At 68.6% G+C, this 25,392-nt stretch carries 24 protein-coding genes and 2 riboswitches; of the genes, 11 read left to right on the top strand and 13 right to left on the bottom strand.

The window, feature by feature from the left end:
* Nucleotides 1-142 precede the first annotated feature (142 nt).
* Nucleotides 143-727 carry a low molecular weight protein-tyrosine-phosphatase gene (locus AC1DNC_RS07700; protein WP_476861978.1) on the top strand — a complete coding sequence of 195 codons (585 nt, stop codon included), beginning with the start codon at nt 143-145 and terminating at the stop codon, nt 725-727.
* Nucleotides 724-2,787: an aminodeoxychorismate synthase component I gene (gene pabB / locus AC1DNC_RS07695; protein WP_476861977.1), complete on the top strand. Its 2,064-nt coding sequence runs from the start codon at nt 724-726 to the stop codon at nt 2,785-2,787. The genes AC1DNC_RS07700 and pabB overlap by 4 nt, the downstream gene beginning before the upstream one ends.
* Nucleotides 2,788-2,815: 28 nt before the next feature.
* Here pabB and cls read toward each other — a convergent pair whose 3' ends face one another.
* Nucleotides 2,816-4,291, bottom strand: a complete 1,476-nt coding sequence (cls, locus tag AC1DNC_RS07690; protein ID WP_476861976.1) for a cardiolipin synthase — start codon at nt 4,289-4,291, stop codon at nt 2,816-2,818.
* A gap of 93 nt (nt 4,292-4,384) precedes the next feature.
* On the opposite strand from cls, the gene AC1DNC_RS07685 reads away from it, so the two are divergent.
* On the top strand, nt 4,385-5,347 hold the full coding sequence (locus AC1DNC_RS07685) for an aminodeoxychorismate lyase (RefSeq protein WP_476861975.1): 963 nt from the start codon (nt 4,385-4,387) through the stop codon (nt 5,345-5,347).
* A gap of 8 nt (nt 5,348-5,355) precedes the next feature.
* On the opposite strand, the gene AC1DNC_RS07680 is transcribed toward AC1DNC_RS07685, so the two are convergent.
* Nucleotides 5,356-6,117, bottom strand: coding sequence for a hypothetical protein (locus tag AC1DNC_RS07680; RefSeq protein ID WP_476861974.1), 762 nt, complete (start codon nt 6,115-6,117; stop codon nt 5,356-5,358).
* Nucleotides 6,118-6,297: 180 nt separating this feature from the next.
* Nucleotides 6,298-6,412: riboswitch (SAM riboswitch) on the top strand.
* A 14-nt stretch (nt 6,413-6,426) separates the two neighbouring features.
* Between AC1DNC_RS07680 and AC1DNC_RS07675 the strand changes: the two genes are divergently transcribed.
* The 3 genes from AC1DNC_RS07675 to AC1DNC_RS07665 are packed head-to-tail and all read left to right on the top strand — an operon-like array spanning nt 6,427 to nt 8,383.
* Nucleotides 6,427-6,744 (top strand): DUF1737 domain-containing protein, encoded by a 318-nt coding sequence (locus tag AC1DNC_RS07675; RefSeq protein WP_476861973.1) that lies wholly within the window; start codon nt 6,427-6,429, stop codon nt 6,742-6,744.
* A complete protein-coding gene (locus tag AC1DNC_RS07670) occupies nt 6,741-7,178 on the top strand; it encodes a rhodanese-like domain-containing protein (protein WP_476861972.1) in 438 nt (145 codons plus the stop codon). Before AC1DNC_RS07675 ends, AC1DNC_RS07670 begins: the two co-directional genes overlap by 4 nt.
* Nucleotides 7,175-8,383 carry an O-succinylhomoserine sulfhydrylase gene (locus tag AC1DNC_RS07665; RefSeq protein WP_476861971.1) on the top strand — a complete coding sequence of 403 codons (1,209 nt, stop codon included), beginning with the start codon at nt 7,175-7,177 and terminating at the stop codon, nt 8,381-8,383. The genes AC1DNC_RS07670 and AC1DNC_RS07665 overlap by 4 nt, the downstream gene beginning before the upstream one ends.
* Here the strand turns inward: AC1DNC_RS07665 and AC1DNC_RS07660 are convergent.
* The 5 genes from AC1DNC_RS07660 to AC1DNC_RS07640 form a co-directional block, all read right to left on the bottom strand.
* Entirely contained in the window at nt 8,380-9,594 is a 1,215-nt protein-coding gene (locus AC1DNC_RS07660; RefSeq protein WP_476861970.1) for a glutamate--cysteine ligase 2, read from the bottom strand. The two genes, AC1DNC_RS07665 and AC1DNC_RS07660, sit on opposite strands and share 4 nt — an antisense overlap.
* Before the next feature lie 65 nt (nt 9,595-9,659).
* Nucleotides 9,660-11,183 (bottom strand): UDP-N-acetylglucosamine 1-carboxyvinyltransferase, encoded by a 1,524-nt coding sequence (locus tag AC1DNC_RS07655; RefSeq protein WP_476861969.1) that lies wholly within the window; start codon nt 11,181-11,183, stop codon nt 9,660-9,662.
* Between the two features lie 129 nt (nt 11,184-11,312).
* Nucleotides 11,313-12,116 (bottom strand): energy-coupling factor transporter transmembrane component T family protein, encoded by an 804-nt coding sequence (locus AC1DNC_RS07650; protein ID WP_476861968.1) that lies wholly within the window; start codon nt 12,114-12,116, stop codon nt 11,313-11,315.
* On the bottom strand, nt 12,113-13,714 hold the full coding sequence (locus AC1DNC_RS07645) for an ABC transporter ATP-binding protein (protein WP_476861967.1): 1,602 nt from the start codon (nt 13,712-13,714) through the stop codon (nt 12,113-12,115). Before AC1DNC_RS07645 ends, AC1DNC_RS07650 begins: the two co-directional genes overlap by 4 nt.
* Nucleotides 13,715-13,727: 13 nt before the next feature.
* Nucleotides 13,728-14,360, bottom strand: a complete 633-nt coding sequence (locus AC1DNC_RS07640; protein WP_476861966.1) for an ECF transporter S component — start codon at nt 14,358-14,360, stop codon at nt 13,728-13,730.
* Between the two features lie 69 nt (nt 14,361-14,429).
* A riboswitch (TPP riboswitch) is annotated at nt 14,430-14,573 on the bottom strand.
* A 123-nt stretch (nt 14,574-14,696) separates the two neighbouring features.
* Between AC1DNC_RS07640 and AC1DNC_RS07635 the strand changes: the two genes are divergently transcribed.
* Nucleotides 14,697-15,236, top strand: coding sequence for a heme-degrading domain-containing protein (locus AC1DNC_RS07635; RefSeq protein ID WP_476861965.1), 540 nt, complete (start codon nt 14,697-14,699; stop codon nt 15,234-15,236).
* A 41-nt stretch (nt 15,237-15,277) separates the two neighbouring features.
* The gene (locus AC1DNC_RS07630; protein ID WP_476861964.1) at nt 15,278-15,541 is read left to right on the top strand and encodes a DUF4235 domain-containing protein; all 264 of its coding nucleotides are present in this window, start codon (nt 15,278-15,280) and stop codon (nt 15,539-15,541) included.
* A gap of 80 nt (nt 15,542-15,621) precedes the next feature.
* Here the strand turns inward: AC1DNC_RS07630 and mnhG are convergent, their stop codons facing one another.
* Genes mnhG through AC1DNC_RS07600 form a run of 6 tightly spaced genes read right to left on the bottom strand, consistent with a single transcriptional unit; the run spans nt 15,622 to nt 22,023 of the window.
* Nucleotides 15,622-16,014, bottom strand: coding sequence for a monovalent cation/H(+) antiporter subunit G (gene mnhG, locus AC1DNC_RS07625; RefSeq protein WP_476861963.1), 393 nt, complete (start codon nt 16,012-16,014; stop codon nt 15,622-15,624).
* Nucleotides 16,004-16,279, bottom strand: a complete 276-nt coding sequence (locus AC1DNC_RS07620; RefSeq protein WP_476861962.1) for an MrpF/PhaF family protein — start codon at nt 16,277-16,279, stop codon at nt 16,004-16,006. Before AC1DNC_RS07620 ends, mnhG begins: the two co-directional genes overlap by 11 nt.
* Nucleotides 16,276-16,821 (bottom strand): Na+/H+ antiporter subunit E, encoded by a 546-nt coding sequence (locus tag AC1DNC_RS07615; RefSeq protein WP_476861961.1) that lies wholly within the window; start codon nt 16,819-16,821, stop codon nt 16,276-16,278. Before AC1DNC_RS07615 ends, AC1DNC_RS07620 begins: the two co-directional genes overlap by 4 nt.
* A complete protein-coding gene (locus AC1DNC_RS07610; protein ID WP_476861960.1) occupies nt 16,818-18,431 on the bottom strand; it encodes a Na+/H+ antiporter subunit D in 1,614 nt (537 codons plus the stop codon). Before AC1DNC_RS07610 ends, AC1DNC_RS07615 begins: the two co-directional genes overlap by 4 nt.
* Entirely contained in the window at nt 18,428-18,994 is a 567-nt protein-coding gene (locus tag AC1DNC_RS07605) for a Na(+)/H(+) antiporter subunit C (RefSeq protein ID WP_476861959.1), read from the bottom strand. The genes AC1DNC_RS07610 and AC1DNC_RS07605 overlap by 4 nt, the downstream gene beginning before the upstream one ends.
* On the bottom strand, nt 18,991-22,023 hold the full coding sequence (locus AC1DNC_RS07600) for a Na+/H+ antiporter subunit A (RefSeq protein WP_476861958.1): 3,033 nt from the start codon (nt 22,021-22,023) through the stop codon (nt 18,991-18,993). Before AC1DNC_RS07600 ends, AC1DNC_RS07605 begins: the two co-directional genes overlap by 4 nt.
* 229 nt (nt 22,024-22,252) lie before the next feature.
* Between AC1DNC_RS07600 and AC1DNC_RS07595 the strand changes: the two genes are divergently transcribed.
* The 3 genes from AC1DNC_RS07595 to AC1DNC_RS07585 are packed head-to-tail and all read left to right on the top strand — an operon-like array spanning nt 22,253 to nt 25,377.
* Entirely contained in the window at nt 22,253-23,653 is a 1,401-nt protein-coding gene (locus tag AC1DNC_RS07595) for an MFS transporter (protein WP_476861957.1), read from the top strand.
* 39 nt (nt 23,654-23,692) lie between these two features.
* On the top strand, nt 23,693-24,175 hold the full coding sequence (locus tag AC1DNC_RS07590; protein ID WP_476861956.1) for a cation:proton antiporter regulatory subunit: 483 nt from the start codon (nt 23,693-23,695) through the stop codon (nt 24,173-24,175).
* A gap of 5 nt (nt 24,176-24,180) precedes the next feature.
* Nucleotides 24,181-25,377: a cation:proton antiporter gene (locus tag AC1DNC_RS07585; protein WP_476861955.1), complete on the top strand. Its 1,197-nt coding sequence runs from the start codon at nt 24,181-24,183 to the stop codon at nt 25,375-25,377.
* Nucleotides 25,378-25,392 lie beyond the last annotated feature (15 nt).

The following is a 25,392-nucleotide window of genomic DNA, read 5'->3' as shown; positions in this document are numbered from 1 at the left end:
CGGAAGAACCCGCAGGACCAGGAGGGCCGCCCCTTGCCGCCCGCCCCAACGCTTGTCAAATTGCGAATAGTGAAATGACACATCTGTAACATTCGCGGCCGACCGACTAGCCAAGACGCCACCGAATCCGCCATGCTTAGTCATGACCTCAACGTCGAGCCAGTACCGGATCATCACGGTCTGCACCGGAAACATCTGCCGGTCCCCGATGGCCGAACTGATGCTCGCAGAAGCCGCCACCGTCGCACAATTGACCGGCCTCGAGATCGACTCCGCCGGCATCACCTCCTACGAGGCAGGCCGTCCGATCGATCCCCGGGCCGCCCGCAAACTGGCGGCCCACAGCATCTCCTCCGAGCGGCACATCGCCCGCGAGTGGCGCAGCGAGTGGTTCCACTCACGTGAGCTGATCCTCGCCCTGGACGTGGACCACTACGGCTGGCTGCGCCAGGCTGCACCGGACCACGCCTCGCTGGCAAAGATCCGGATGCTGCGCAGCTTCGACCCCGCAGTCGCCGGCAAGGACCCCCTGGACCAGGGCATTGAGGACCCATGGTTTGGCGGACACACCGACTTCGACAACACCTGGGAGCTGATCCACGCCGCCATCCCGGGCATCCTTGAGCACGTCAGGGCCCAACTGCAGGAACGCGGCGGGCGCGTGGAGACCAGCCCGGACCAGCCGCACCGGGACAACGCGGGGCACCGGGTACGCTCTAGTTCATGAGCCCCGCACCCGTCATCATCGCCATCGACGGGCGCTCCGGCGCAGGAAAGACCACCCTGGCGATCGAACTCGCGGCCCGGCTCCGGGAACACCACAAGGTCTCGCTTTTCCATCTGGAGGACATCTACCCCGGCTGGAACGGCCTGGCCGCCGGCATTGAACGCTATGCCGCCACCGTGCTTGCCCCGCTGCGCCGCGGCGAACCGGCCCACTGGGTCAGCTGGGACTGGGAACGGCACTACGACGGCGCGGCCCGCCTCACGCAGCCTGCCGAAATCGTCTTGGTCGAGGGCGTGGGCGCCGCAGCCGTGGCCGCCGCGCCCTTCCTCGACGCCGTGGTCTGGGCCGATTCCCCCGACGAGCAGCGCCGCACCCGGGCGATTGCCCGCGATGGCGCGAGCTACGAGCCTTTCTGGGAGCAATGGGCCGGCCAGGAAGATGAGTGGCTGGCCTTCGACGACGTTCCTTCCCGGGCCGATGTGCGGGTTCTCAACCTCGCCGACGGCGCCGCCCCGGCCGAGGTGCTGCAGGCCCTCCAGTACCTGCCAGCCCTGGCCCCCGTACTCCTCCCCGAACTGTCGGCCAGCCGCGGACTCCAGCTCCGGGCCGAACGGATCGACGCCGAGCCGCACCCCGCCCGGCTCTTCGAGGCGCTCTACGGCCGCTCCCGCAACGCGGTCTGGCTGGATTCCTCACTCCCCCCGAATGGCCAGGACGGCCGGGGCTGGGGCGGGGAGGCCGCCGAACGCAGCCGTTTCAGCATCCTGGCGGACGACGGCGGCAGCTACGGCCAGTCGGCCCGGCACCGCTCCGGCCGGACCGAGGTGCGCGTTGGCAACGCCACCGCGCAGACCGAGGGAGGGTTCTTCCGCTGGCTTGACGGCGTCTGGGGCCGCGACGTCGTGCGCGGTCCGGCGGGCTATCAATGCGAGTTCACCCTGGGCTGGCTCGGCTACCTCGGCTACGAGCTCAAGCGCGAGACGGGCGGCAGCGACGTCGGTGCCAGCTCCGCGGATGCCAGCCTGATCTTCGCCGGCCGCGCCGTTGTCCTGGACCACCGGGAGGGCGCGGCCTGGCTGCTCGCCCTCGACTCCCCCGACGCCGGCGACTGGCTGGCCACGGCGCGGGCGGCGGTGGCGGCGGCTTCCGCGGACCGGGAACCGGCCAGTACCGGTCCCGCCGCCGGTAACGGCACCGCCCTGGCGTTCAGCGCCCGGGACACCGAAGCTGCGTACAAGGCCAAGATCGGCAAGGCGCAACACGAGATCGCGGAGGGCAACAGCTACGAGGTCTGCCTCACGACGGCGCTGACGGCCACCGCGGCCGCCGGGGATTTCGAACCGTGGCAGGCGTACCTGGCGCTGCGCCGGCGCAACCCCGCACCGTTCGCGAGCTACCTGCGCTTGGACGACGTCACCGTCGCCAGCACCTCGCCGGAACGCTTCCTGCGGATAGACGCCGACGGGGCGATGCGGGCCGAACCGATCAAGGGCACCCGGAGCCGGGCCTCCGACGCCGCCCGGGACGAGCTGCTGCGCCGCGAGCTGGAATCCTCGCCGAAGGACCGGGCCGAGAACATCATGATCGTGGACCTGCTCCGCAACGACCTGAGCCACTTCGCGGTGCCCGGATCCGTGTCCGTCAGCAGGCTGTGTGCGATCGAAAGCTACGCCACCGTCCACCAGATGGTCAGCACCATCGATGCCCGCCTCCGGCCGGGCATGCCGCGGGCCGAAGCCGTGGCGGCCTGCTTTCCGGCCGGTTCCATGACCGGCGCCCCGAAGGTCAGCACCATGGCCATCCTGGACCGACTCGAGGGCGCGCCGCGGGGGGTCTACTCCGGAGCAATCGGCTACTTCTCGCTCAGCGGCGCCACCGATCTCGCGGTGGCGATCCGGACCCTGGTGGTGTCCCGCGGTGCGGATCAAGCCAGCGCCCTCACGCTCGGCGTCGGCGGCGCCATCACCGCCGATTCCTCGCCGCAGGAAGAGTACGAGGAGATTCGGACCAAAGCCTTCGGCGTGCTCTCGGCCCTCGGCGCGGAGTTCCCGCCGGGCTAGGCGGCACGCCGGGGCACCGGCGGCCGGGCTACTGCAGGGTGGAGGTGAGCCGGGCGACGTTGTCCACGTACTTGACGCCCACGGGCCGCTTCATCCAGTCCTCGAGCGTCAGTTCCCGCGAGATGCCCCGGTAGGTGTCCTCGACGGCGCTGATCCGCCGCACGATGTCCTCACCCAGGAGCATCACCGAGACCTCAAGGTTCAGCGAGAAGGAGCGCATGTCCATGTTGCTGGAGCCCAGCACGGCGACCTCGTTGTCGATCGTGAAGTGCTTGGCGTGCAGCACGAACGGGGCCTTGTAGAGGTAGATCCGCACCCCCGCCTCCAGCAGCGCCTCGTAGTACGACTGCTGGGCGTGGTGGACCAGGAACTGGTCGCCCTTTTCCGAGACGAAGAGCTCAACATCCACGCCGCGCTGCGCCGCCGTCGTCACCGCATACAGCAGCGAATCATCCGGGACGAAGTACGGGCTGCAGATCGAAATCTTGTGCTGCGCGGAGTAGATCAGGGTGTTGAAGAGGCGCAGGTTGTTCTCGGTGATGAAGCCGGGACCGCTGGGCACCACCTGGGCGGTGATGTTGCCGGGGTGCGCTTCCGGCCGGTGCGCCAGCTGGTGTTCCAGGGATTCGTCGGTCTCGCTGAGCCAGTCGGTGGCGAACACCACGTTGAGGGTGGTGACGATCGGCCCGCGCAGGCAGGCCATCAGCTCGACCCATTCCCGGCCGATCTTGCGGTGCCGCGGGTTGTTGTAGGAGGGCTCGATCAGGTTCTGCGAACCGGTGAAGGCGACTTCGCCGTCGATCACCATGATCTTGCGGTGGTTGCGAAGGTCCGGGCGGCGCCACTGGCCGTGCACCGGCCGCAGCGGGAGCATGGGCCGCCAGCGGATTTTGCTGGCCTTGAGCCGGGCGATGAGCTTGCTGTAGCCCTTGATCCGCAGGGTGCCCAGGTGGTCGAACAGGAGGCGGACCTCGACGCCGCGCTCGGCGGCCTCTTCCATCGCCGTGAGCAGGTCGTCCGTGACGTGGTCCGAACTCAGGATGTAGAACTCGGCGTTGATAAAGGACTCGGCTTCGCGCACGGCGGCCGCCATCGCCTTGATGGAGTCCGGGTAGCCGGGCAGGAGCTCCACGTGGTTGCCGTCCACCATCGGCAGCGAGCCGAGGGTCTTGTTCAGCTCCGCCGCGGAGGACACCCATTCCGGGCCGTCATAGTGGCTTTCGACCATGGCCAGCTCGGACGTGCCGGCCCGCACCCGGGTATTCACCGCGTCCTGCTGCGCACGGCGCTTGCGGGAGAGCCGGAAATTCCCGAAGAGCAGGAAGAGGACCAGGCCCACGGCCGGGACGAAGAAGATGATCAGGAGCCAAGCCATGGCGGTGGTCGGACGCCGGTTTCCGGGAATGATGCCGAGGGCAAGGACCCGGATCCCAAGATCGACGACGGTCAGGATCAGGATCACCCAGGACGGAAGCGAATCCGTCAGCGAAAATGGCCACAGCACAGGTGAACCCCTCAAGTTCCAGACCCGCGGAACAGTTCCGGAACGGGTAACCGTCAAATCCTATCCCGTCAACTCCCGCACTAAGCTGAAGGCATGACTACCCCCGCCTCTGATCCGGCCCGCGCAACGGTGCTGGTCTTCCTCGATCCCGCGTTTGAGAACGGCCGCGTCGCCGACTCGTCCAAGCCCCAGCTGATGGCCACCGATCAGGGCGCCACCCGCGGGGACGGCATTTTCGAGTCGTTGCTGGTGGTCGGGGGGCGTCCGCGCAAGCTGCAGGCCCACCTGAGCCGGCTGGCGGGCTCGGCGCGCGCGCTGGAGCTGGACATCCCGGCCGAGGACGCCTGGCGCCGCGCGATCGAGACCGCAGTCAGCGAATACCGCGGCGAGGCGGCCGAAGCCAGCGGCGACGGCGAAGCGGACGAAGTCGTGGTGAAGCTGCTCGCCAGCCGCGGCGTCGAGGGCGCCGCCACGCCGACGTGCTGGGTGCAGGCCTCACCTCCCCCGGAAGCCGGCCGCCGGCAACGCGAGACCGGCATCGACGTCCTCCTGCTGGACCGCGGCTACGACAGCGAGGTGGGCGAGCGCGCCCCGTGGCTGCTGCTGGGCGCCAAGACCCTGTCCTATGCGGTCAACATGGCGGCGCTCCGGTACGCCCACCACCAGGGCGCGGACGACGTCATCTTCACCTCCGCCGACGGCCGGGTCCTGGAGGGCCCGACGTCGACCGTGCTGCTGGCGCACCTGGAGACCAGCGACGACGGCGCGGGCGGAGTCCGCACCGTGCGCCGGCTGATCACCCCGCAGCTGGACAGCGGAATCCTTCCCGGCACCTCCCAGGGCGCCCTGTTCACCGCGGCCAAGGCCGCCGGGTGGGAGCTGGGCTACGGCCCGCTCGTCCCGGACGACCTATACGACGCCGACGCCGTCTGGCTCATCTCGAGCATCCGGCTCCTCGCGCCGGTGAACCACATCGACGGCAAGGAAATCGGCACCCCCGAACGGCGGCGGCAGCTCACGTCCGAGCTCAACGAACTGTTCGCCACGATCGAGTAGAGCGGGGCTTAGCCCCGGGCGCCGCTCAGGCTGACGGCGTCGTTGACCAGCCGGGTCAGCTCGGCCGCGGACGTCTTGGTGACATCCGGTCCGGTGGCGACAGCCGTGGCCGAGAACCCGCCGGTGACTCCCATGACCACCAAGGTGCTGATGGTCTCCTTGTTCGGCAGCGTCTGGACCATCAGGGTCGAATACGTCTTGTCCGCGTTGGTCTTCACGTCCAAGGGCACGGTCTTGTTCGTGACCTTCTGGCCCTGGACCTCGATGGTGAAGTCGGCGCACTCCTTGCTGACCTTGGCGGAACTCTCGAGGTTCTTGGCCAGGACTGCCGGATCCTTGACTGCCACAAGGGTCACTGCCGTGACGGCGCGCATCTTGGCCGACTGCGACCCACCGGCGGCGTAGGTGCTGCCCGCCGGGATCTGGGCGTTGCTGTCCGCCACCGCGGCACAGGCCTTCGGGGTGATTACCACCGAGGACATCATTTCCTTGGACGAGGCGATACCCTTCTCCAGCTCGGCCGCCGGGATTGCGGTCAGCCGCTTGTCCTGGCTGTCCCGAAGGCCGGCGACGATTCCAGCCAGCTCCGTCCTGGTGTACGTCCTTGCCTCGGGAGTCGGGGTCGGGCTCGGCGACTCGGTGGCGGACGCTGCCGCGCTCGGCGTTCCGGCGGGGGACGTCCCGGCCGGGGCGGTCGAACCGCCGCAGCCGGCGAGGGCGACGGCGGCAGACATCAAAAGCGCGATCGGCGCGAGGCGTCGCAGGTACATGTGGATCCCCAATTCATTGTGTGAGAGCGCGGATGGGCGCCGGCAGTTCCCCGGAGGCGCGTCAACGGTGACACTACGACATTGGACCGCTCCGGGAAAGGTGCCATGCCAGCGGGAGCGTGACTTAACATGACGACGCCGCCGTGGCGGCCGGCGTCGTCAGTGCTACGTTTTTGAATGAGTAATGAGACCCGGCGCCAAGCCCTGACTTGCCGGTCGGCAACCCTCCCTTTCGCGGCGGGGTGCCTCAGGTGAATACTCGGCATATCGACCATTCGAGCTGCAAGCGTGAAAGTAAGGAGATCCGTCATGCCCGACGCATCCGCATCCGCCGTGCCCGCCACAGCCCCCGCCCAGTCCCCCGCCGGCGGGGCGCCGGCCGAGGAAAAACTGGCCTACCGCCTGTTCACCGGACCCGACGACCGCAGCTTCTGTGAGCGTGTCTCCGCCGCCCTGGCGGAGGGCTACGTGCTGCACGGGAGCCCCTCCGCGACGTTCAACGGCAGTACCGTGATCGTGGCCCAGGCGCTCGTGCTGCCGGCCGCGATCGCGAGCGCCGACGCCGCGGTCGCCAACGCGGTGGACGAGCTGGACGGGGCGGAGTTCGCTGGCGAGGGCCACGCATGAGCTACGCCGGAGACCTGAGCCCGCAGGAAGCCTGGGCCAAGCTGGAGGCGGGCGCCGTCCTGGTGGACGTCCGCACCGAGGGGGAATGGGCGCAGATCGGTGTCCCGGCCACCGCGGCCGCCACCGAAAAGCGGCAGGATCCGCTGTTCGTCCAGTGGAGCCTGGCCGGCGGAGCCGCCAACCCGCAGTTCCTGGAGCAACTCCAGCGGCAACTGCGCGAACAACTGAAGCAACAGGCGAAGGGCACCGAGCTCGTCTTTCTGTGCCGTTCCGGCGCCCGCTCGGTCGCCGCCGCCAACGCCGCCACGGCGGCCGGCTTCACCGCCTACAACGTCCTGGAGGGCTTCGAGGGTGAACCCGGACCAACGGGCAGCCGGACCGTGAACGGCTGGAAGAACCGCGGCCTGCCCACCAACCAGGAAAGCACTAAGTGAGCTTCAATCCCGACGCCCAGGGCTGGAGCCCGGACACCCAGGCCGTCCGCGGCGGACTCGACCGGACCGGGTTCCAGGAGACCACCGAGCCGATTTTCCTGAACTCGGGCTTCGTCTACGAATCCGCCGCCGCAGCCGAGCGCGCCTTCACCGGCGAGGACGAGCGGTTCGTCTACTCCCGCTACGGCAACCCCTCGGTGGCAACGTTCCAGGAAAGGCTCCGGCTGCTGGAGGGGACCGAGGCGTGCTTTGCGACCGCGTCGGGCATGTCCGCCGTGTTCACCGCACTCGGCGCCTTGCTGGGGGCCGGCGACCGGGTGGTCGCGGCCCGCTCGCTCTTCGGCTCCTGTTTCGTCATCCTCAACGAAATCCTGCCGCGCTGGGGCGTGGAGACAGTCTTCGTGGATGGCCCGGACCTCGAGCAGTGGCGGTCCGCGCTGGCCGTTCCGACGACGGCCGTGTTCTTTGAGTCGCCGTCGAACCCCATGCAGGAAATTGTGGACATCGCCGCGGTGAGCGAACTGGCGCACGCCGCCGGTGCGACCGTGGTGGTGGACAACGTCTTCGCCACTCCCCTGCTGCAGCGCTGCGGGGAGCTCGGCGCGGACGTGATCGTGTACTCCGGCACGAAGCACATCGACGGCCAGGGCCGGGTCCTCGGCGGCGCGATCCTGGGTACCCGCGAATTCATCGAGGGCCCGGTCAAGCAGCTCATGCGCCACACCGGCCCGGCACTGTCCGCCTTCAACGCCTGGGTGCTGAGCAAGGGCCTGGAGACGATGGCCCTGCGGGTGAACCACTCCTCCGCCTCGGCGCTGCGGCTCGCCGAATGGCTGGAGGCCCAGCCCGCGGTCAACTGGGTCAAGTACCCGCTGCTGCCGTCCCACCCGCAATACGAACTGGCCGCCAAGCAGATGAAGGCCGGCGGCACTGTGCTGACGCTGGAGCTCTCGCCTTCGCCCGGCCGCTCGGCCAAGGAGGCTGCCTTCGCGCTGCTGGACGCGCTGCGGATCATCGACATTTCCAACAACCTCGGCGACTCAAAGTCCCTCATCACCCATCCGGCCACCACGACGCACCGCGCCATGGGCCCGGAGGGCCGGGCCGCGATCGGGCTGAGCGACGGGGTGGTGCGGCTGTCGGTGGGCCTGGAAGACGTCGAGGACCTGATCCGAGACCTCGGACAGGCACTCAAGCAGGTCTAGCTCCTGCGCACCGGCGAGAGCAGCGCGGCCTGCTCCGATGCTTCTTCGTCGTCCGCGCCGAGCATCGTGACCCGGACGGCATGGGCGACGACGGCGGCCAGGCCGGCGTCGTCGGTGGGCGTGTCCAGCCCCGGTGCGCAGAGCGCCTGACGCTGCAGCTGCGAGCCCGTGCCGTTGGCCAGCACCCGATCCACGCCCCGCCGCGCCAGCTCAAGCTCCCCCTGCTCCGCCAGGACGGGGGCGACGAAGTCGACAAGGGCATGGACCACCTCGCCGGCCGGAGCGGGCCGGAAGCTGCCGAAGTCGAGGAGTTTCCCGCGCAGCCCGCAGTTGCTGGCCTGCCACGCGGCCATCTTCAACAGCACGGTCGGCACCGGGACGGGATCCACGCCGTCGCGCCACTCCCGGCTGGCGGACTCCACCAGGGCCCGCACCAGGACGGCGATCAGCGCCGCGTCCTCCGCCCGCAGGCAGACATCCGCAACCCGGACCTCCACCGTGGGGTGGTGCCGGGCCAGCCGGGCATCGAAGTAGATCATCCCTTCGTCAAACAGCACGCCGCTCTCCAGCAGCCGCGTAACCACCCGCCGGTACACGGGAAGGCTCCCGAAAATCATGGAGGGCCCAGCGGCCGGCCAACGGTTCCAGGCCTGGGTGCGGTAGCTCTCGAAGCCGGTCTCCGTCCCGTTCCAGAACGGCGAGTTGGCACTGAGCGCGATCAACACCGCCAGTTTGTCCCGGATGCGGTCTAAGACGGCGACGCCCTCTTCCGGGGACTCGATGAAGGTGTGGACGTGGAATCCGCAGGTCAGCTGCTCCTGGACGGTGAGGCCGAACCGCTTCTGCATTGTGGCGTAGCGCGGGTTGGGCGTCGTGTGGGTGGCAGATTCCAGCGGCGAGGTGGCCAGGGCAGCCACCCGGGCCCCGTGCATCCGGGCCACCCGGCCCGCGAAGGCCCGGGACTGCCGGATCTGCTGCAGCAGCGCGCCGTGGTCCAGGCAGGGCACGGTCTGGGTCTCGATCTGCTCCAGCTTGAGTTCAAAGCTGAAGCCGGAATCGTCATGGTCCGGATCGGTAGCAGCGGGGCCGGCGGCGGCGGATGCTGCAGCGGCGGGTTTCAGCCCGCGCAGCAGTGCGTCGGCCAGTGCCAACGGAACCCCGGTCACGGGATCCACGATCAGCAGTTCCTCCTCCACGCCAAAGGTGCGCATGCAACCATTGTGCGTCAGCACCCGCCCCGGCGCGCTACCCCCAAACGGCGGGGTCGCCGGCGGAGTCAGTCCTGGAAGTACTCGATCTTGGCGCCGATGGTGTTGAGCCGCTCGGCCAGGTCCTCGTAGCCGCGTTCGATCACGTAGATGTTGCGCAGCTCGGAGACGCCCCGCGCGGCGAGCATGGCCAGCAGCAGGCAGGCCGCCGGGCGCAGGGCCGGCGGGCAGCCGACTTCCGCCGCACGCCATTTGGTGGGCCCATTGACGTAAATCCGGTGCGGGTCCAACAGCTGGACCTGGGCCCCCAGCCGGTTCAGCTCGGTCAGGTAGATGGCCCTGTTCTCGTAGACCCAGTCGTGGATCATCGTCTGGCCGTGGGCATTGGCGGCGATCACGGCGAAGAACGGCAGGTTGTCGATGTTCAGGCCAGGGAAGGGCATCGGGTGGATCTTGTCCTCCGGAGCCCGCAGCACCGAGGGCTGGGTGGTGACGTCCACCAGCCGGGTGCGGCCGTTGCGGGCGACGTACTCCGCCGATACCTCCAGCCGCTGTCCCAACTGTTCGAGCGTTGCCAGCTCGATCTCCATGAATTCGATCGGGACCCGGCGGATCGTCACCTCGGAGTTGGTCACGATGCCGGCGGTGATCAGGCTCATCGCCTCGATCGGATCCTCGGACGGGAAGTACTCGATGTCGACATTGATCGACGGGCGGCCGGCGATCTTCAGCGTCGTGGTGCCTACGCCGTCGATCTCCACGCCCAGGCCCTGCAGGTAGAAGCAGAGGTCCTGGACCATGTAGTTGGGGCTGGCGTTGCGGATCACGGTGGTGCCGCGGCGGTGGGCCGCGGCCATGATGGCGTTTTCGGTCACGGTGTCGCCGCGCTCGCTCAGCACGAAGGACCGGTCGTGGCCGTCCGCGGGCGGCGCCTGCACGCTGTAGAAGCCGGACTTTGCCTCCACACTGAGGTCGAACTGGCGCAGGGCCTGCATGTGCGGCTCCACGGTGCGGGTGCCCAGGTCGCAGCCGCCGGCGTAGGGCAGGCGGTATTCGGCGGACTCATCGAGCAGCGGGCCCAGCAGCATGATGACGCTGCGGGTGCGGCGGGCGGCCTCCACGTCCATCGAGTCGAGGTCCAGCACGGCGGGGCGGCGGATCTGCAGGTCGTTCGCGTTGAGCCAGGTGCACTCGACGCCGATGCTGGTCAGCACCTCCACGATCCGGTTAACTTCTTCGATCCGGGCCAGCCGGCGCAGGACGGTGGTGCCGCGGTTGATGAGGCTGGCGCAGAGCAGCGCTACGCCGGCGTTCTTGCTGCTGTTCACGTCCACGGCGCCGGAGAGCGTCCGTCCGCCTTCCACGCGCAGGTGGGTCATCTGCGGCCGGCCGACTTTGACGATCGCCCGGCCGAAAATGGATTCGAGCCGCTGGATCATCTTCAGGCTCAGGTTCTGCTTGCCCTGTTCCATCCGGGCGATGGCGCTTTGGCTGGTTCCCAGCTCGGCCGCGAGCCTGCCCTGGGTCCAGCCCTTTTCGCCGCGGGCGTCCCGCAGTACGGCGCCGACGTGTTCAGCAGTCTGTTGAGTCATATATCAATCAATATCACGGATGAGTTATCCGACGCCACGAAACCCCCTGCACTGCAGGCAAGCTCACAAAATATTCGTCTGGTGCGATATTTCTTCTAATGACGGGGTCGGAGGGCAGGGATCCGCCGGCTACTGCTGCCCGAGAAACACCATATTCCACGTCCCTGCAGCGAGGGCCGCGGCCACGGCAGCGCCGGAAATCAGCAGGCCGCCGAGGACCACCCATGCGTCCAGCCGGCTGAACGAGGCCGCCCGAGCCCAGGTCCGCTGCGCCCCGCCGAAGCCGCGCGCTTCCATGGTCACCGCGAGCCGGGAAGCGCGGCGGACCGCCTGGACCATCAGGCCGAAGCTTTGCCCCAGCGTAGCTTTCATCCGCTGCCAGGGATTACCGTGCGAGCCGACACCGCGGGCGCGCCGGGCCATGCCGATGGTCTGCCATTCCTCGGCCATGAGCCCCACCAGCCGCATCGCGGCCAGGGTGCCCAGCACGAAGCGGTGCGGCAGCTTCGCCTGCTGTGCCAGGGCATCGGCCAGGTCCGTAGGATCCGTGCAACTCATCAGCAGCACCGCCGGCAGCGCGATCGCGAGGCCGCGCAGCAGGAAGCCCAGTCCGAGCTGCAGCGATCCTTCGCTGATGGACCAGATGCCGACGTCGAGCCGGATCCGTCCATGGTCCGGGGCCAGGATCGCGGTGCTCCAGCCGCCCACGGCCGCCGCGAGGATCAGCGGCCAGCCGCGCTGCCAGAGCAGGGCCAAGGTCAGGCCGGCAAGCGGGAAGAGCAGCAGTTCGGAGGCGAGCGCCACGGACGCGGACACCCAGTCGATGGAGAGCGCCAGCGCGATCGTGATGAGCACGACGCCGGAGAACTTGGCCAAAGGGTTGGCGCGGGTCAGCAAAGCGTGGTTTCCGCGCAGGGTCAGCGCGTCCCTCATGTGGCCGCCACCCCGTCCGGCTGGGGTGCGCCGAGTTTCAGCTCGGCGCCGCCCAGGACCTGGCTGAATTCCGCATCGTGGGTCACCGAGACCACCGCGGTCCCGGCGTCGAGGAGCTCGGAGAGGAAAGAGGCCAGTTCCGCCCAGGTGTTGGCGTCCTGGCCAAAGGTGGGCTCGTCCAGGATCAGCACCCGCGGGTGCGCAGCCAGCACGGTAGCCACCGAGAGCCGCCGCTTTTCGCCCCCGGAGAGCGTATAGGGGTTGGCGTCCACGAGGTCGCGGAGCCGCAGGCGTTCCAGCAGCTCGTCCACCCGTTCTTCGCCGCGGCCCAGCTGCCGGGGACCGAACATCAGTTCGTCCAGCACCCTGCCGGTGACGAACTGGTGCTCGGGTTCCTGGAACACCGTGCCGATCCTGGCGATCAACTGCTGGGCCTTCCACTTATAGGGATCGATGCCCGCGCCCTCGCTCAGCCCGGTCGTAGCGGAGACCGCCCCGGCCACCGGTGCCAGCAGGCCCGCCAGGGTCAGGGCGAAGGTCGACTTTCCGGACCCGTTGGGGCCGGTGATGGTCAGCGCCCGGCCCGCCCGGACCTGGGCGGCGATGCCGGACTGCACCGGCGCGGGCGGAACCGTGTGGAAGCCCCGCAGCAATCCGGCGCGGCGCGGGCGTTCCCGGGATACGGCCAGCCCCTCGGCAGCCAGCAGCAGTTCACCGGCAGCGTCATCCCCTTCCGCGTCCGCTCCGGCGTTGCGGGGGCGGGTGGCCGGCACGTGGCCCGGCACCCAGACTCCGGCGGCGATGAGCATGTCCCGTGCCTGTTCCAGGACCTGGTCCGGAGGCCCGTCCAGCAGCACGGCGGAGTCCGTCCCGGAGCCGGGCTGCAGCACGACGATCCGGTCCACCAAGTCCTTCCACACGGCAACCCGGTGCTCCACCACCACCAGGGTGGCCCCCGTCTTGTCCAGGGACCTTCCTACGGCGTCGCGGACCTCCAGGACCCCGGCCGGGTCGAGGTTGGCTGTGGGCTCGTCCAGCAGCAGCAGTCCGGGCCGCATCGCAAGGATCCCGGCGAGCGCCAGCCGCTGCTTCTGGCCGCCGGAGAGCGCCGACGTCGGGTGCTGCAGCGGTAGGCCGCCGAGCCCGACGTCGTCGAGCGCCTCCGCCACCCTGCGCCAGATGTCCGCCGGCGGGACGGAGAGGTTTTCGGCTCCGAACGCCACGTCGTCACCGAGCCGCGAGAGCACCACCTGGGTCTCCGGGTCCTGCTGCATGAGCCCGGCCCGGCCGCGCCGGGCCCGCGGCGGGGCGCCGTCGATGAGCAGGGTGCCAGTTTCGTCGTCGTCCTCGGCCTCCGCTGGAACGGCGGCCGAGGTGGCTGCCGCAGTTCCTGCGGCGCTGTTGTCGCCCAGCACCCCCGCCAGGGCGTGCAACAGCGTGGACTTGCCCGCGCCGGACGGGCCCAGCAGGAGCACACGCTCGCCCGGGCTGATGTCCAGGTCCAGGCCGCTCACGGCGGGACGGGACCGTCCGGCGTGCCGCCAGCCCCAGCCGCGGGCACTGACCGCGGCCGGGCGCACGGAGTCGTTGGATGTCATGCGGATGCGTTCCTTAGGAGAACACAGGTTCCGATGCCGCCTTGCGGGACGCGAAGGAGGCCAGCACCCCGGTCTTGGCCAGGCCGCGGGTGGCGAGCCAGGACAGTCCGCCGGCGATCACTGCTCCGGAGATGGCGCAGAAGATAATGTAGGCGAGCTTGTCCCCGGCTTCGTACGCGATGTTCCAGCCCCAGGGCAGGAAGGAGTCGTTCAGGCCGCAGAACAGGCCCGCGCCGGCGCCGGCCAGCAGGGACACGGGCAGGTTGAACTTCTTGTACAGGAACGCGGCGAAGACGAGTTCCGCGCCGAGGCCCTGCAGAATGCCGGAGATGAGCACGGTGGTGCCGTACTGCGAACCCATGATCAGCTCGCTGGTGGCCGCCACCGCCTCGCAAAACAGGGCTGCCCCGGGCTTGCGGACCACGAGCATGCCCAGCACCGCCGGGATCATCCAGCCGCCGGCGTAGAGCCCGGTGAGCGGCGGGTAGGCCGCGGTGAGCGGGCCCGTCACGAGGTTGGCGCCCTGGTCCCAGGCCCAAAAAATCACGCCGCCGGCAACAGCGATCAACGCGGCCACCACAATGTCGACTACGCGCCAGCTGTACTTGCCGGCGGTAAGCGTCTGCTTCGCAGAAATGTCAGTCATGTCGTCCTCCTGAGGTACAGGAGGGGAGGGCGCTCCGGCGGCGCCGCGGCTTTCGCCACGGGTGCCGGGCACCCTGAGAACTCGACTCCCTTGCGCCGGTACTAACCGGATCAGGTTCGAGGGTCTGCGGCTGTCCGCACTCTCAGCGCCCACCTACGGTTCCCTGGACTGCTCCAGTGATGGCCCGACGGCGGCGCTCCCCTGTCGTATGTAATTCGCCCTTGTGGGCTGGCCCAGTTTACACCCGGCGGCCCTCTTCGGCGGTGCCCCGCAACGGCCCGCTTGGTAGAGTCGGCCCAGGAAGCGATTACCGGACACTGACGGAAGCTGAAGCCCTTGACCGACTCACCAGTGACTTCCCCCGACTTCGACCCGGATTCCGCGGAGCCGCAACCGCCAGGATCCCTGGCGGCGCTGATCGGCCGCATCCTGGCGGAGATCGACGAGCTGCAGTTCCAGGCGTTCAGCAAGGACGACGCCCTGGACCTGGGGCTGCTGCTGGTGCAGCTCGGCCGGCAGCGTTCCCATCCGATCGCCGTCGACATCACCAAGGGCGAGCAGGTCCTGTTCCACGCCGCGCTGGAGGGCGCCACGCCGGACAATGAGCGCTGGATCAAAGCCAAACAGCGCACCGCCGTGCGGTACGAAGTCCCGTCCCTGCTGGTGGGCCTCCGGGCCCGCGCCGCCGGAGGAAGGATGGAGGACAACGCCTGGTTCGACCAGCGGGAGTTCGCCGCGCACGGCGGCTCGTTCCCCATCTATGTGCGGGGAACCGGAGTGGTAGCTACTGTCACGGTGTCCGGGCTGCCGCAGAAAGCCGACCACGAGCTGGTTGTCGAGGCACTTTCCGAAATCCTCGGCCGCTCGGGACGCTAGGCTAGGGGAAGCCCTGTTTCCTCCCGCAAGGAGTACGAAGTATGAACATCTTCATCAAACTGCTTGGCACTGGAGTCAGCCTCCTCGCCGGTTTCGTCGGCACCAAGGTGGTCGACACCGTCTGGGAAAAGACCACCGGCAACAAGCCGCCCAAGGGCCACGACGACGACGTCCCCACCACGCTGCGCCAGGCCCTGACCTTCGCGCTGATTTCGGCCTCGGTCAGCGCCATCATCCAGGTCCTCGCCAACCGCGGCACACAGCGGGCGATCACCCGCTTCGCCAAGACCCAAGACATCGTCTAGGCGCATCGTCTAAGAGCAGTACCTGAGGTTCCCGGCCTGGTCGGACCGCCATGCGGGCGGACTGCCCGCGGCCGGGAACCTCACTCGTCGTCGGTGAAGCCTTTTTTGCCCGCCGCCTGCTGGACGACGGCTTCCAGCTCGTCGGCGCTGAGCAGTTCCGGGTGCAGGTGCTTGGTGCGGTAGCCGGCGCGGCCCACCATGTGCGCCGAGACCGGCACCGTGAGCAGCTGGAAGATCCAGGCCACCAGGAGTACGGGCCATACCCACCAGGTGCGCAACTGCAGCCCCACCGCGCAGAGCAGCAGGAACAATCCCAGCACCTGCGGCTTGGTGGCGGCGTGCATCCGGCTCATGAGGTCCGGGAACCGCAGCAGGCCGATCGCGGCGCCGAGGGACATCAGCGCCCCCACCACCATGAACACTGCGGAGACGGCGTCGATCACGGCGTCGGCGGACATCGCCTCAGGACTCATTTGGCTTCCTCCGGTCTGCCACGAAACGGGCCACCGTCACCGACCCGACAAAGCCGATGATCGAGATGGACACCAGCAGCATCAGGTTGTTCAGGTGCCGGTTTACGGCCATGTCGATGCACAGTGCCGCGCCCAGGATGGCCAGCAGCACATCGGCGGCCAGCACCCGGTCCAGCAGCGAGGGCCCGCGCGCGATGCGGATGATCGCGCCGCCCGCGGCGAGCGAGAGCACCACAGCGGTAATCGTCAACACCAGCGGCATCATGCGCCAACCTCCTGCTCGAGTGCGGACAGCTCGGCCTTGGTGCCCATGATCCTGATCAGCCCGGCCTCGGTGTCGCGGACCTCCTTGCGGAGCTTGTCCGCGTCCTCGGCGTCGCGGACGTTGATGCCGTGGATGTAGAGCGTGGACGTGGACCTGTCCACCTCCACCACTACGGACCCCGGGATCAGCGAGATGACGTGTCCCGTAGCGGTCACCAGCAGGTCGGAGTGGCTGCGGAGCGGGACGGCGACGACGGCGCTGATCACCTTGGGCCCGCGCACCACGGCCAGATACAGGACCTGGAAGCTGGCAGCCACCACCTTGCCCAGGAAAACCACGGCGAACGGTACGGCGCGCAGCACATTGAAGCGGCCGCCCAGCTCCACCGGCGGCAGGTAGAACAGCCGGGCCACCACCACCGCGATCAAGGCGCCAAAGAGCAGGTTGCCGGCGCTGAAGTCCTGCCAGAGTGCACCCCAGACGATGACGAGCCAGACCAGCAGGGGCAATTCCTGGCGCAGCGAGATCCTCTTGCGCGTCATTTCCCGCCCTCCTGCCGCAGCGGTTGGGCGATCGGCGGAACCGGCGCCTCGTCCCCGAGCACGGCGTGGATGTAGGCGGAACGGTTCAACATCTCCTCGGCGGACTGCCCGGCAACCCGGAAGAGCGGCCCGGCGAACACCGTCAGCGCCACCCCGAACAGCACCAGGCCCAGGGTGGAACCCACCATGGTCCGCGGCAGCAGCGTCACATTACGCTGGCCCGCGCGGTCGCCGGTGGCCGCGTCGGCGGGAGCGGCGAGCAGGACGGGGTCGGGATGTTCGGCATCCTCGGGCTTGCGCCAGAAGGCACGGTTCCAGACCCGGGCGATGGCCAGCAGGGTCAGCAGGCTGGTCAGCACGCCGCCGGCCACGAGCGCGTAGGCCAGCGGGGTCCCCAGGGAGACGCCGGCCTGCAGCAGGCCGAGTTTGCCCAGGAAGCCGGATAACGGGGGGATTCCGGCCAGGTTCATGGCGGGCACGAAGAACAGCACGGCCAGCAGCGGCGAAAGCTTCGCCAGCCCGGCGATCCGGTCCACCGAGGAACTCCCGGCCCGGCGCTCAATCAGGCCGGTCACCAGGAACAGGCTGGTCTGGATGGTGATGTGGTGCGCCACGTAGAACACAGCGGCTCCCAGGCCCGCCACGGAGGACATCGCCAGGCCGAACACCATGTAGCCGATGTGGCTGACCAGGGTGAAGGAGAGAAGTCGCTTGATGTCGCTTTGCGCCAGGGCGCCCAAAATCCCCACCACCATGGTCAGGAGGGCCGCAACCATCAGCGGGGTGTTGAACGTGTCCCCGGGAAAGAGCAGGGTCTCGGTGCGGACCATCGCGTACACACCCACCTTGGTAAGCAGCCCGGCGAACACGGCCGTGACCGGGGCGGGTGCGGTGGGATAGGAGTCCGGGAGCCAGAAACTCAGCGGGAAGACGGCGGCCTTGATGCCGAATGCCACGAGCAGCAGCACATGCAGGAGGTTCCGGGTGCCCTGGTCCAGGTCGACCAGCTTGACCGCCAGGTCCGCCATGTTGATGGTCCCGGTGGCGCCGTAGATCATGGCGATCGCGATCAGGAAGAGGACCGAGGAGACCACCGAGACCACCACGTAGGTCACGCCGGCCCGGATCCGCGGGCCCGTCCCGCCGAGGGTCATCAGGACGTAGCTGGCAGTCAGCAGGATCTCGAAGCCCACATAGAGATTGAAGAGATCCCCGGAGAGGAAGGCGTTGGACACTCCCGCCACCAGGATCAAATAGGTGGGGTGGAAGATCGACACGGGGGCGTCGCTGTCGCCGTCGGCCATGCCCTGCCCGGTGGCGTAGACCAGCACGGCGAGGCTGACGGTGGAGGACACCACCAGCATGAGCGAGGAGAACTGGTCCACCACCATCACGATGCCCCAGGGAGGCAGCCAGCCGCCGATGTTGACCGCCGCCGTGCCGCCCTGCCAGACGGAGGCAAGCAGCAGGCATTCAAGCAGCAGGGTCAGCGAGAGGAGGGCTATGCTGACGGTCCGTTGCGCCCGTGGTTGCCGGATCAGCAGGAAGGTCAGGGCGGCCCCGAGGATGGGGAGGACGACGGCGAGCGGGGCAAAGCTTGCGATGTTCACTCGGTCCCTCCTTCCGGGGCGGGGGTGATGTTGCGGGAACCGGGCTGCTCTTCGGCGGCGGCGTCGACGGCCGGCATCCGGCGGGCACCGGCCTGCACGGTGTCGGTCGGATCCGGGGCAACGTCGGCTTCCGCCGGATCGGCCGCCACCAGCGGGAATTCCGAGGTCTCCGCGGGAATGACGGCATCGTCCTCGGCGTCGAAGCTGGGGGTCTCGGCCACCCGGCGGTCCTCGGCGTCGTCCTGGATGTCGTCCTGCCGGGCCAGCACCCAGGTGCGGTAGATGATGCCCAGCATGAAGGCCGTGACGGCGAAGGAGATCACGATTGAGGTCAGGATCAGCGCCTGCGGGAGCGGGTCGCTGTAGTCCCCGGCGGCCGTGTCCTTGTTGAACAGCGGGGCGAGGCCCGCATAGCCGCCGGTGGCCAGGATCAGCAGGTTGGTGGCGTTGGCGAGCAGCATCAGGCCCAGCAGGACCCGCGTGAGGCTGCGTTCCAGGATCAGGTAGATGCCGCAGGCGTACAGGGCTCCCATCACCGTCAGCAGGGTCAGATTGACGCTCATGCGTTCCCCTTGGCGGTGGTTTCGGCCGGGGCGCCGTCGGCTTCCCCGATTTCGGACGGCTGCGCGGATTCCTCCGCGGGCTGCCCTTCCGGCTGTTCCTTTGGCTGTTCCTCGAAATGCTCGTCGATTTCAGCGCCGAGGCTGCGCAGCACGTCCAGGGCCAGGCCGACGACGACGATGTACACGCCGATGTCGAAGATGGTGGACGTGACGAACTTGATGTCACCGAAGACCGGCAGCCAGAGTTCGATAATGGCACTTTGAAAGACCTGGCCGCCAAGCAGCAGCGGCGCGACGCCGGAAGCCGCGGCGGTCGCGAGGCCTATGCCCAGCAGGGCGCCGGCGCTGACCGGGGTGGCTTCGCGCAGTTCGAACCGGCCCCCGGCGAGATAGCGGATGGTGAGGGCCAGGCCCGCCGTGAGCCCGCCGGCGAAACCGCCGCCGGGAAGGTTGTGGCCCGCGAGCAGCAGGTAGATGGAGAAGACGATCATCGAGTGGAAGATCAGCCGGGTAACCACCTCAAAAATGATCGAGCGCCGCTCCGGGGCCATGGTCCGTCCGGCCACGAGCCAGGCATCGCGCGTCGACGCGGCAAACCGCCGGCTCATGGCGAGCGCCGCGTTGTCCCTGGTGTGGGCGGGCCGGTCAGTCCGGCGGCCCACGGTACCCTCCGCCACGGAGGCCGAGGGCCCGATACGGTCGCCGCGGCCGCGGACGAAGATCAGGCTGGCAACGCCGGTGGCGGCGAGCGCCAGGACGGAGATCTCGCCGAAGGTATCCCAGGCCCGGATGTCCACGAGCGTGACGTTGACGACGTTCAGCCCCCCGCCGCCCTCGTAGGCCAGGCGCGGGAAATCCAGCGAGACCGGGGTGGCGACGCGGGACCCCAGGGCATAGATCGCCACGAAGACCATCGTGAGGCCGAACGCCGCGCCGATGATCACCCGGATGACCCGGTACTTGCCGCCGGTACGGTCCCGCAGCTCCGCCGGCAGGCTCCGCATGGCGAGGACAAAGGCCACCAGGATGATGGTTTCCACCAGCATCTGGGTCAGGGCCAGGTCCGGGGCACCCTGCAACGCGAACATCAACGCGATCCCGTAGCCGGTGACAGAAACCATCAGCACGGCCAGGAAACGCTTGTTGGCACGCACCGCGGCGAGCGCGCCGATCACGATCCCGGCGCCGGCAACGAGCTGCAGCGGCGAACCGGGGTCGATGAAGTACAGCGTGGCGGGCAGCGGCTTATTGGCCAGCAGCATCGCCGTGAGTGGCAGCGCGAAGGCGACCGTCAGGATGACGGCTAGGTAGAAGAAGAGCGAGCCTCGCTGGGTGCGGCCGGTGACCCAGACGGCGGCGTCGTCGAGGGCCCCGATGGTGCGCTGGTAGCTGCGGTCGCCGTCGATCCAGCCGGGCACCATGGCCTGGACGCGGGAAACAGCGTTGCGGCCGTAGAACATTGCCAGCCCCAGGGCGAAGGTGATCGCGGTCAGGCCCAGCGCAGGGGTGAAGCCGTGCCACAGCGCGAGGTGGCCTGCGGCATCGGACTCCGCGCCCTCGTGGCCGGCGAACAGTGCGGCGTAGGGCTGGATCCAGCCGTCAACCGGGTCCGGCCACGCGCCATAGAGAACCGTCAGCAGGCTCAGCAGGGCCGGAGCGGCCAGGAACGACGGCTTGACGGCCTTGAAACGCGTGGCCGGCACACCGGCTTTGACCGCGAAGGCGCCCCACATGAAACGTGCGCTGTAGGCGAAGGTCAGGATCGAGCCCAGCACCAGGCCCACCAGGATCACCGGGCCCCGGGGCCCGACGCCGGCATGGTGCACGAAGGCCTCGAAGACGGATTCCTTGGCCACGAAGCCTGCCAGCGGCGGTACACCGGCCATCGAGGCCGCACCGATGGCCGCCACTATGGCTAGGGCGCGGGAGGAACGGTACACCCCGGAGAGCTTGCGGATGTCGCGCGTTCCGGCCTGGTGATCGATGATGCCGACCACCAGGAACAAGGTGGCCTTGAAGAGGCCGTGGGCCAGCAGCAGGGCCAGGCCTGCGAGGGCCGCGTCGGGCTTGCCGAGCCCCACCACCATGGTCAGGAAGCCGAGCTGGCTGACCGTGCCGTAGGCGAGGATGAGCTTGATGTCGGTCTGGCGCAGGGCGCGGTAACCGCCCACCAGCATGGTGGCCAGTCCCAGGCCCAGCACCACCGGGAGCCAGAACGCCGTCTCGGCGAACCCGGGGGCGAGCCTGGCGACAAGGTAGATGCCGGCCTTCACCATGGCGGCCGCGTGCAGGTAGGCGCTCACCGGCGTGGGCGCCGCCATCGCTCCGGGAAGCCAGAAGTGGAACGGGACCAGCGCGGACTTGGTGATCGCGCCGGCCAGGACCAGCACGACGGCGGCGGCCACAGCGGCCGCTGCCGGCCCGGCCACCAGTTCCGGGGCCGCCTGCAGGATGGCGGAGATCCGGTAGGTCCCCGCGGTGGAGCCCAGCATGATCAGTCCCACCAGCATGGCCAGGCCGCCTGCGGTGGTGACGACAAGCGCCTGCAGCGCCGAGCGCCGGGCCGACAACCTGGTGCGGGCGTAGCCGATCAGCAGGTAGGACAGCACCGTGGTCAGTTCCCAGAAGATGAACATCAAGAGCAGGTCATCGGCGGTGACCAGGCCGAACATTGCCCCGGCGAAGGCCAGCAGCTGGGCGCCGAAGCCGCCGAGGTAGCTGTCCTTGTTCTTGAAGTACCGGGCACAGTAGACCAGGACCAGCGCACCGACGCCCAGCACCAGCAGGGACATCACCCAGGCCAGGGCATCGATCCGGAAGGCCAGCTCCAGCCGAAGGTCCGGAATCCACGGAAGGGTGACGGAGGTGGCCCCGCCGTCCGAATACACCGCGCCATGCTGCAGAAGCAGCCAGGCGAAGGAACCTGCCGGCACCGCCGCCAAGGCGAAGAACGCGTTCCGGCCCAGCCTGCGGAAGAGGAACGGCGCCACAGCAGCCACCGCGAAGTGAACGGCAAGGACTGTGATCACTGGAATCTCCGCAACGTCAGGAATTCGATTGTCAAAAGTTGGAGCAGGCGGGGCATTGGTTAGGTTCGGTGCGGCTAGTTTACCAAGCGTGCACAAATTGTTTTTCCGTGACGTGCCCCAGAAGGTACCGGCCCGGCAAACCGCGGTGCGAGAGCCAAGCGCAGAAGAAGCGGTCGTTGCCGGCCCGTTTCTCCGCCGCCGGCATGCCACGGACGGCTAACATCGGGCTATGAACTCTGCCAGCGCCCCCGAGGCCATGCGTCCGGCCTCGGAACTCGAGTCCGGCAGCCACGCCACCGGCAAGGGCCGGGTGGTGGCCTGGGCCGCCTGGGACTGGGGGTCCGCGGCCTTCAACGCGGTGATGACCACCTTCGTCTTCACCGTCTACCTGACCTCCAAGGCCTTCGGCGGCGAAGACCAAGCTTCGGCGGTCCTCGGCTCCGCCCTGGCCTTCGCGGGGGCGGCCATCGCACTGCTGGCCCCGGTCACCGGCCAGCGCTCGGACAGCGGAGGCCGCCGCAAGCTGTGGCTCGGCGTCAACACCGCCGCCGTCGCACTCCTGACCGGACTCTGCTTCTTCGTTTTCCCGCGCCCCGAATTCCTGCTCCTCGGCGTCACGCTGATTGCGCTTGGCAACGTGTTCTTCGAATTTGCCGGAGTGAACTACAACGCCATGCTCGCCCAGATCTCCACGCCCGCCAACATCGGCAAGATCAGCGGATTCGGCTGGGCCTCCGGCTACCTCGGCGGCATCGTGGCGCTGCTGATCGTGCTGCAGCTCTTCGTCCAGCCCAGCATTGAATGGTTCGGCGCCTCCACCGAGGAGAGCCTGAACATCCGCCTCGTGGCTGTGTTCTCCGCGCTCTGGCTCCTCATCTTCGCGATCCCGGTGATGCTCGCGGTTCCGGAAGTGCCCAAGGCCCGGGGCTCCCGGCTGGGTTTCTTCGCCTCCTACGCCCTGCTCGTGCGCCGCATCCGCGCCATCTACCGGACCAGCCCGCACACCATCTTCTTCCTGCTGGCCAGCGCCATCTTCCGCGACGGGCTGGCTGCGGTCTTCACCTTCGGCGGGATCATCGCTGCCGGCACCTTCGGCTTCGAACTCAAGCAGGTCATCTTCTTCGCCATCTTCGGCAACGTCGTCGCCGCGGTGGGCGCGCTGCTGGGCGGCTTCCTGGACGACCGTGTGGGGCCCAAGGCGGTCATCATCGGCTCGCTCGTGGGCCTGCTCATTGCGGGAAGCGTGCTCCTTGCGCTGGGGAACGGAAGCTATTCCTTCTTCGGTATGGACTGGGCGGGCAGCACGACGTTCTGGGTGTTCGGCCTGTTCCTGTGCCTCTTCGTGGGGCCGGCCCAGTCCTCCTCCCGTGCCTACCTGGCCCGGCTCGCCCCGCACGGTGAATCGGGCGAGCTCTTCGGCCTCTACGCCACGACCGGCCGGGCCGTCAGCTTTCTGGCGCCGGCGCTCTTCACCCTGTGCATCACGGTCGCGACGCCCTTGGTTGCCCCCGGCGAAGCGCAGCGCTGGGGAATTCTCGGCATCATGGTGGTCCTATTGGCCGGGCTGCTGGTGATGCTGCCCGTCAAGCCGCCGGGACGGACGGAAATCGCCGTCGTGCCCGGGGCCTGAACCTGCCCCAAAACTGCACCGGCACATTAGGCTGGAGGCATGAACGTGGATGAGACAGACCTTCCCGGCCTGGGCCGGCGCAAGGACTTCATGACCGCATCCGGACGCCGGATCGGCGTCGTCGAGTACCGCGAAGGCCAGACCGAGCTGATCGTCTCGACCTGGGACGATCCGGACACCTGCCAGGCCTCCATCCCGCTGACCGCCGACGAGGCCGCCGCCCTCGGCAACCTGTTGGGCGGACAGCGCCTGGCCATGCAGCTCTCCGAGGCGCACCGGGAAATTCCCGGGATCGTCACCCGGCAGTTCTCCATCGGCGCGGACTCCCCCTTCCAAAACCAGCCGATGGGCAAGGCCTGCATCCGGACCCGCAGCGGTGCCTCGATCGTGGCCATCATGCGCGAGGGTGAAGTCCTCCCCTCGCCCGGCCCCGACGTCGTCCTGCACCCCGGCGACCTGCTCGTCGCCGTGGGCACGCAAGAAGGTCTGGACACGGCAGCCAGCATCCTGCGCAACGGATAAGCGGCATGGATCCGCTCGCCCTGACCCTCATCGAACTGGGGGCCGTCGTGTTCTGCCTTGGCCTGCTGGCCAGGCTGGCCGGGCGGATCGGCATGTCCCCCATCCCGCTGTACCTCGTCGGCGGCTTGTTCTTCGGCGCCGGAGGCCTGGTCAAGCTGGAAGGGATGCACGAGTTCGCACATCTTTCCAGCGAGATCGGCGTCATCCTCCTGCTACTTATGCTCGGCTTGGAATATACGGCGTCCGAACTCGTGACCGGGCTGCGGCGCTCCTGGCAGGCCGGCGTGCTGGACCTTGTGCTGAACTTCCTGCCGGGTGCGGGTCTGGCGCTGCTCCTGGGCTGGGGGCTGGTGGGGGCGATGGTGATGGGCGGCGTCACGTACATCTCCTCGTCCGGGATCGCGGCGAAGGTGATCACTGACCTCGGCCGGATCGGTAACCGCGAGACGCCGGTGATCCTTTCCATCCTGGTGTTCGAAGACCTGGCGATGGCCGTCTACCTGCCGATCCTGACGGCCACCCTTGCCGGTGTCAGCTTCCTGGTGGGCCTGCAGACCGTGGGGATCTCCCTCGCTGTCGTCACGCTTGTGCTGGTGGTCGCCCTGCGCCACGGGCACCACGTGTCCAAGGCCGTGCACAGTGAGAACTCCGAGGTCTTCCTGCTCAACCTGCTCGGCGCTGCGCTGCTCGTCGCCGGTCTGGCCGCCGCCATGCAGGTCTCCGCGGCGGTCGGCGCGTTCATGCTCGGAATTGCGATCTCCGGTGCCACGGCCCACAGCGCCACCCGGATCCTCGAACCCCTGCGGGACCTCTTCGCGGCGATCTTCTTTGTGGTCTTCGGCCTCAACACTGACCCCACGTCCATCCCGCCGGTGCTCGGCTGGGCCCTGATCCTTGCCGTGCTGACGGCGGCGACCAAGATGATTACCGGGGTCTGGGCTGCCAAGCGGGCCGGGATCGCGCTGCCCGGCCGCTTCCGTGCCGGGGCGGCCCTGATCGCCCGTGGAGAGTTCTCGATTGTGATCGCCGGGCTCGCGGTGGCGTCCGGCGTCGTGCCACACCAGCTCGCGGCACTCGCCACCGCCTACGTGCTGATCATGGCCGTGATGGGCCCGCTGGCGGCCCGGTTCGTGGAGCCGGTCGTGCGGATGCTGCGCCGGCCGGCCAAACGGACGCCCGTCCCGGTCCGGCCCGTCAGCTGAGGCCGTTCCGGACTG

It is taken from the genome of Arthrobacter sp. 01N442, from assembly GCF_056399345.1.
Note: the sequence above shows the minus strand (reverse complement) of the source record. Positions and strands in the feature narration are given on the sequence as shown.

Excerpts from the sequence above, each read along its gene's own strand:
- AC1DNC_RS07645 (WP_476861967.1), bottom strand. The coding sequence starts at position 13,714 with ATGACATCCAACGACTCCGTGCGCCCGGCCGCGGTCAGTGCCCGCGGC.
- AC1DNC_RS07605 (WP_476861959.1), bottom strand. The coding sequence starts at position 18,994 with ATGAGCGTCAATCTGACCCTGCTGACGGTGATGGGAGCCCTGTACGCC.
- AC1DNC_RS07655 (WP_476861969.1), bottom strand. The coding sequence starts at position 11,183 with ATGACTCAACAGACTGCTGAACACGTCGGCGCCGTACTGCGGGACGCC.
- AC1DNC_RS07615 (WP_476861961.1), bottom strand. The coding sequence starts at position 16,821 with ATGACGCGCAAGAGGATCTCGCTGCGCCAGGAATTGCCCCTGCTGGTC.
- AC1DNC_RS07585 (WP_476861955.1), top strand. The coding sequence starts at position 24,181 with ATGGATCCGCTCGCCCTGACCCTCATCGAACTGGGGGCCGTCGTGTTC.
- mnhG (WP_476861963.1), bottom strand. The coding sequence starts at position 16,014 with ATGAGTCCTGAGGCGATGTCCGCCGACGCCGTGATCGACGCCGTCTCC.
- AC1DNC_RS07675 (WP_476861973.1), top strand. The coding sequence starts at position 6,427 with ATGCCCGACGCATCCGCATCCGCCGTGCCCGCCACAGCCCCCGCCCAG.
- AC1DNC_RS07595 (WP_476861957.1), top strand. The coding sequence starts at position 22,253 with ATGAACTCTGCCAGCGCCCCCGAGGCCATGCGTCCGGCCTCGGAACTC.
- AC1DNC_RS07700 (WP_476861978.1), top strand. The coding sequence starts at position 143 with ATGACCTCAACGTCGAGCCAGTACCGGATCATCACGGTCTGCACCGGA.
- AC1DNC_RS07590 (WP_476861956.1), top strand. The coding sequence starts at position 23,693 with ATGAACGTGGATGAGACAGACCTTCCCGGCCTGGGCCGGCGCAAGGAC.
- AC1DNC_RS07630 (WP_476861964.1), top strand. The coding sequence starts at position 15,278 with ATGAACATCTTCATCAAACTGCTTGGCACTGGAGTCAGCCTCCTCGCC.
- AC1DNC_RS07680 (WP_476861974.1), bottom strand. The coding sequence starts at position 6,117 with ATGTACCTGCGACGCCTCGCGCCGATCGCGCTTTTGATGTCTGCCGCC.
- AC1DNC_RS07640 (WP_476861966.1), bottom strand. The coding sequence starts at position 14,360 with ATGACTGACATTTCTGCGAAGCAGACGCTTACCGCCGGCAAGTACAGC.
- AC1DNC_RS07670 (WP_476861972.1), top strand. The coding sequence starts at position 6,741 with ATGAGCTACGCCGGAGACCTGAGCCCGCAGGAAGCCTGGGCCAAGCTG.
- pabB (WP_476861977.1), top strand. The coding sequence starts at position 724 with ATGAGCCCCGCACCCGTCATCATCGCCATCGACGGGCGCTCCGGCGCA.
- AC1DNC_RS07660 (WP_476861970.1), bottom strand. The coding sequence starts at position 9,594 with ATGCGCACCTTTGGCGTGGAGGAGGAACTGCTGATCGTGGATCCCGTG.
- AC1DNC_RS07620 (WP_476861962.1), bottom strand. The coding sequence starts at position 16,279 with ATGATGCCGCTGGTGTTGACGATTACCGCTGTGGTGCTCTCGCTCGCC.
- AC1DNC_RS07650 (WP_476861968.1), bottom strand. The coding sequence starts at position 12,116 with ATGAGGGACGCGCTGACCCTGCGCGGAAACCACGCTTTGCTGACCCGC.
- AC1DNC_RS07685 (WP_476861975.1), top strand. The coding sequence starts at position 4,385 with ATGACTACCCCCGCCTCTGATCCGGCCCGCGCAACGGTGCTGGTCTTC.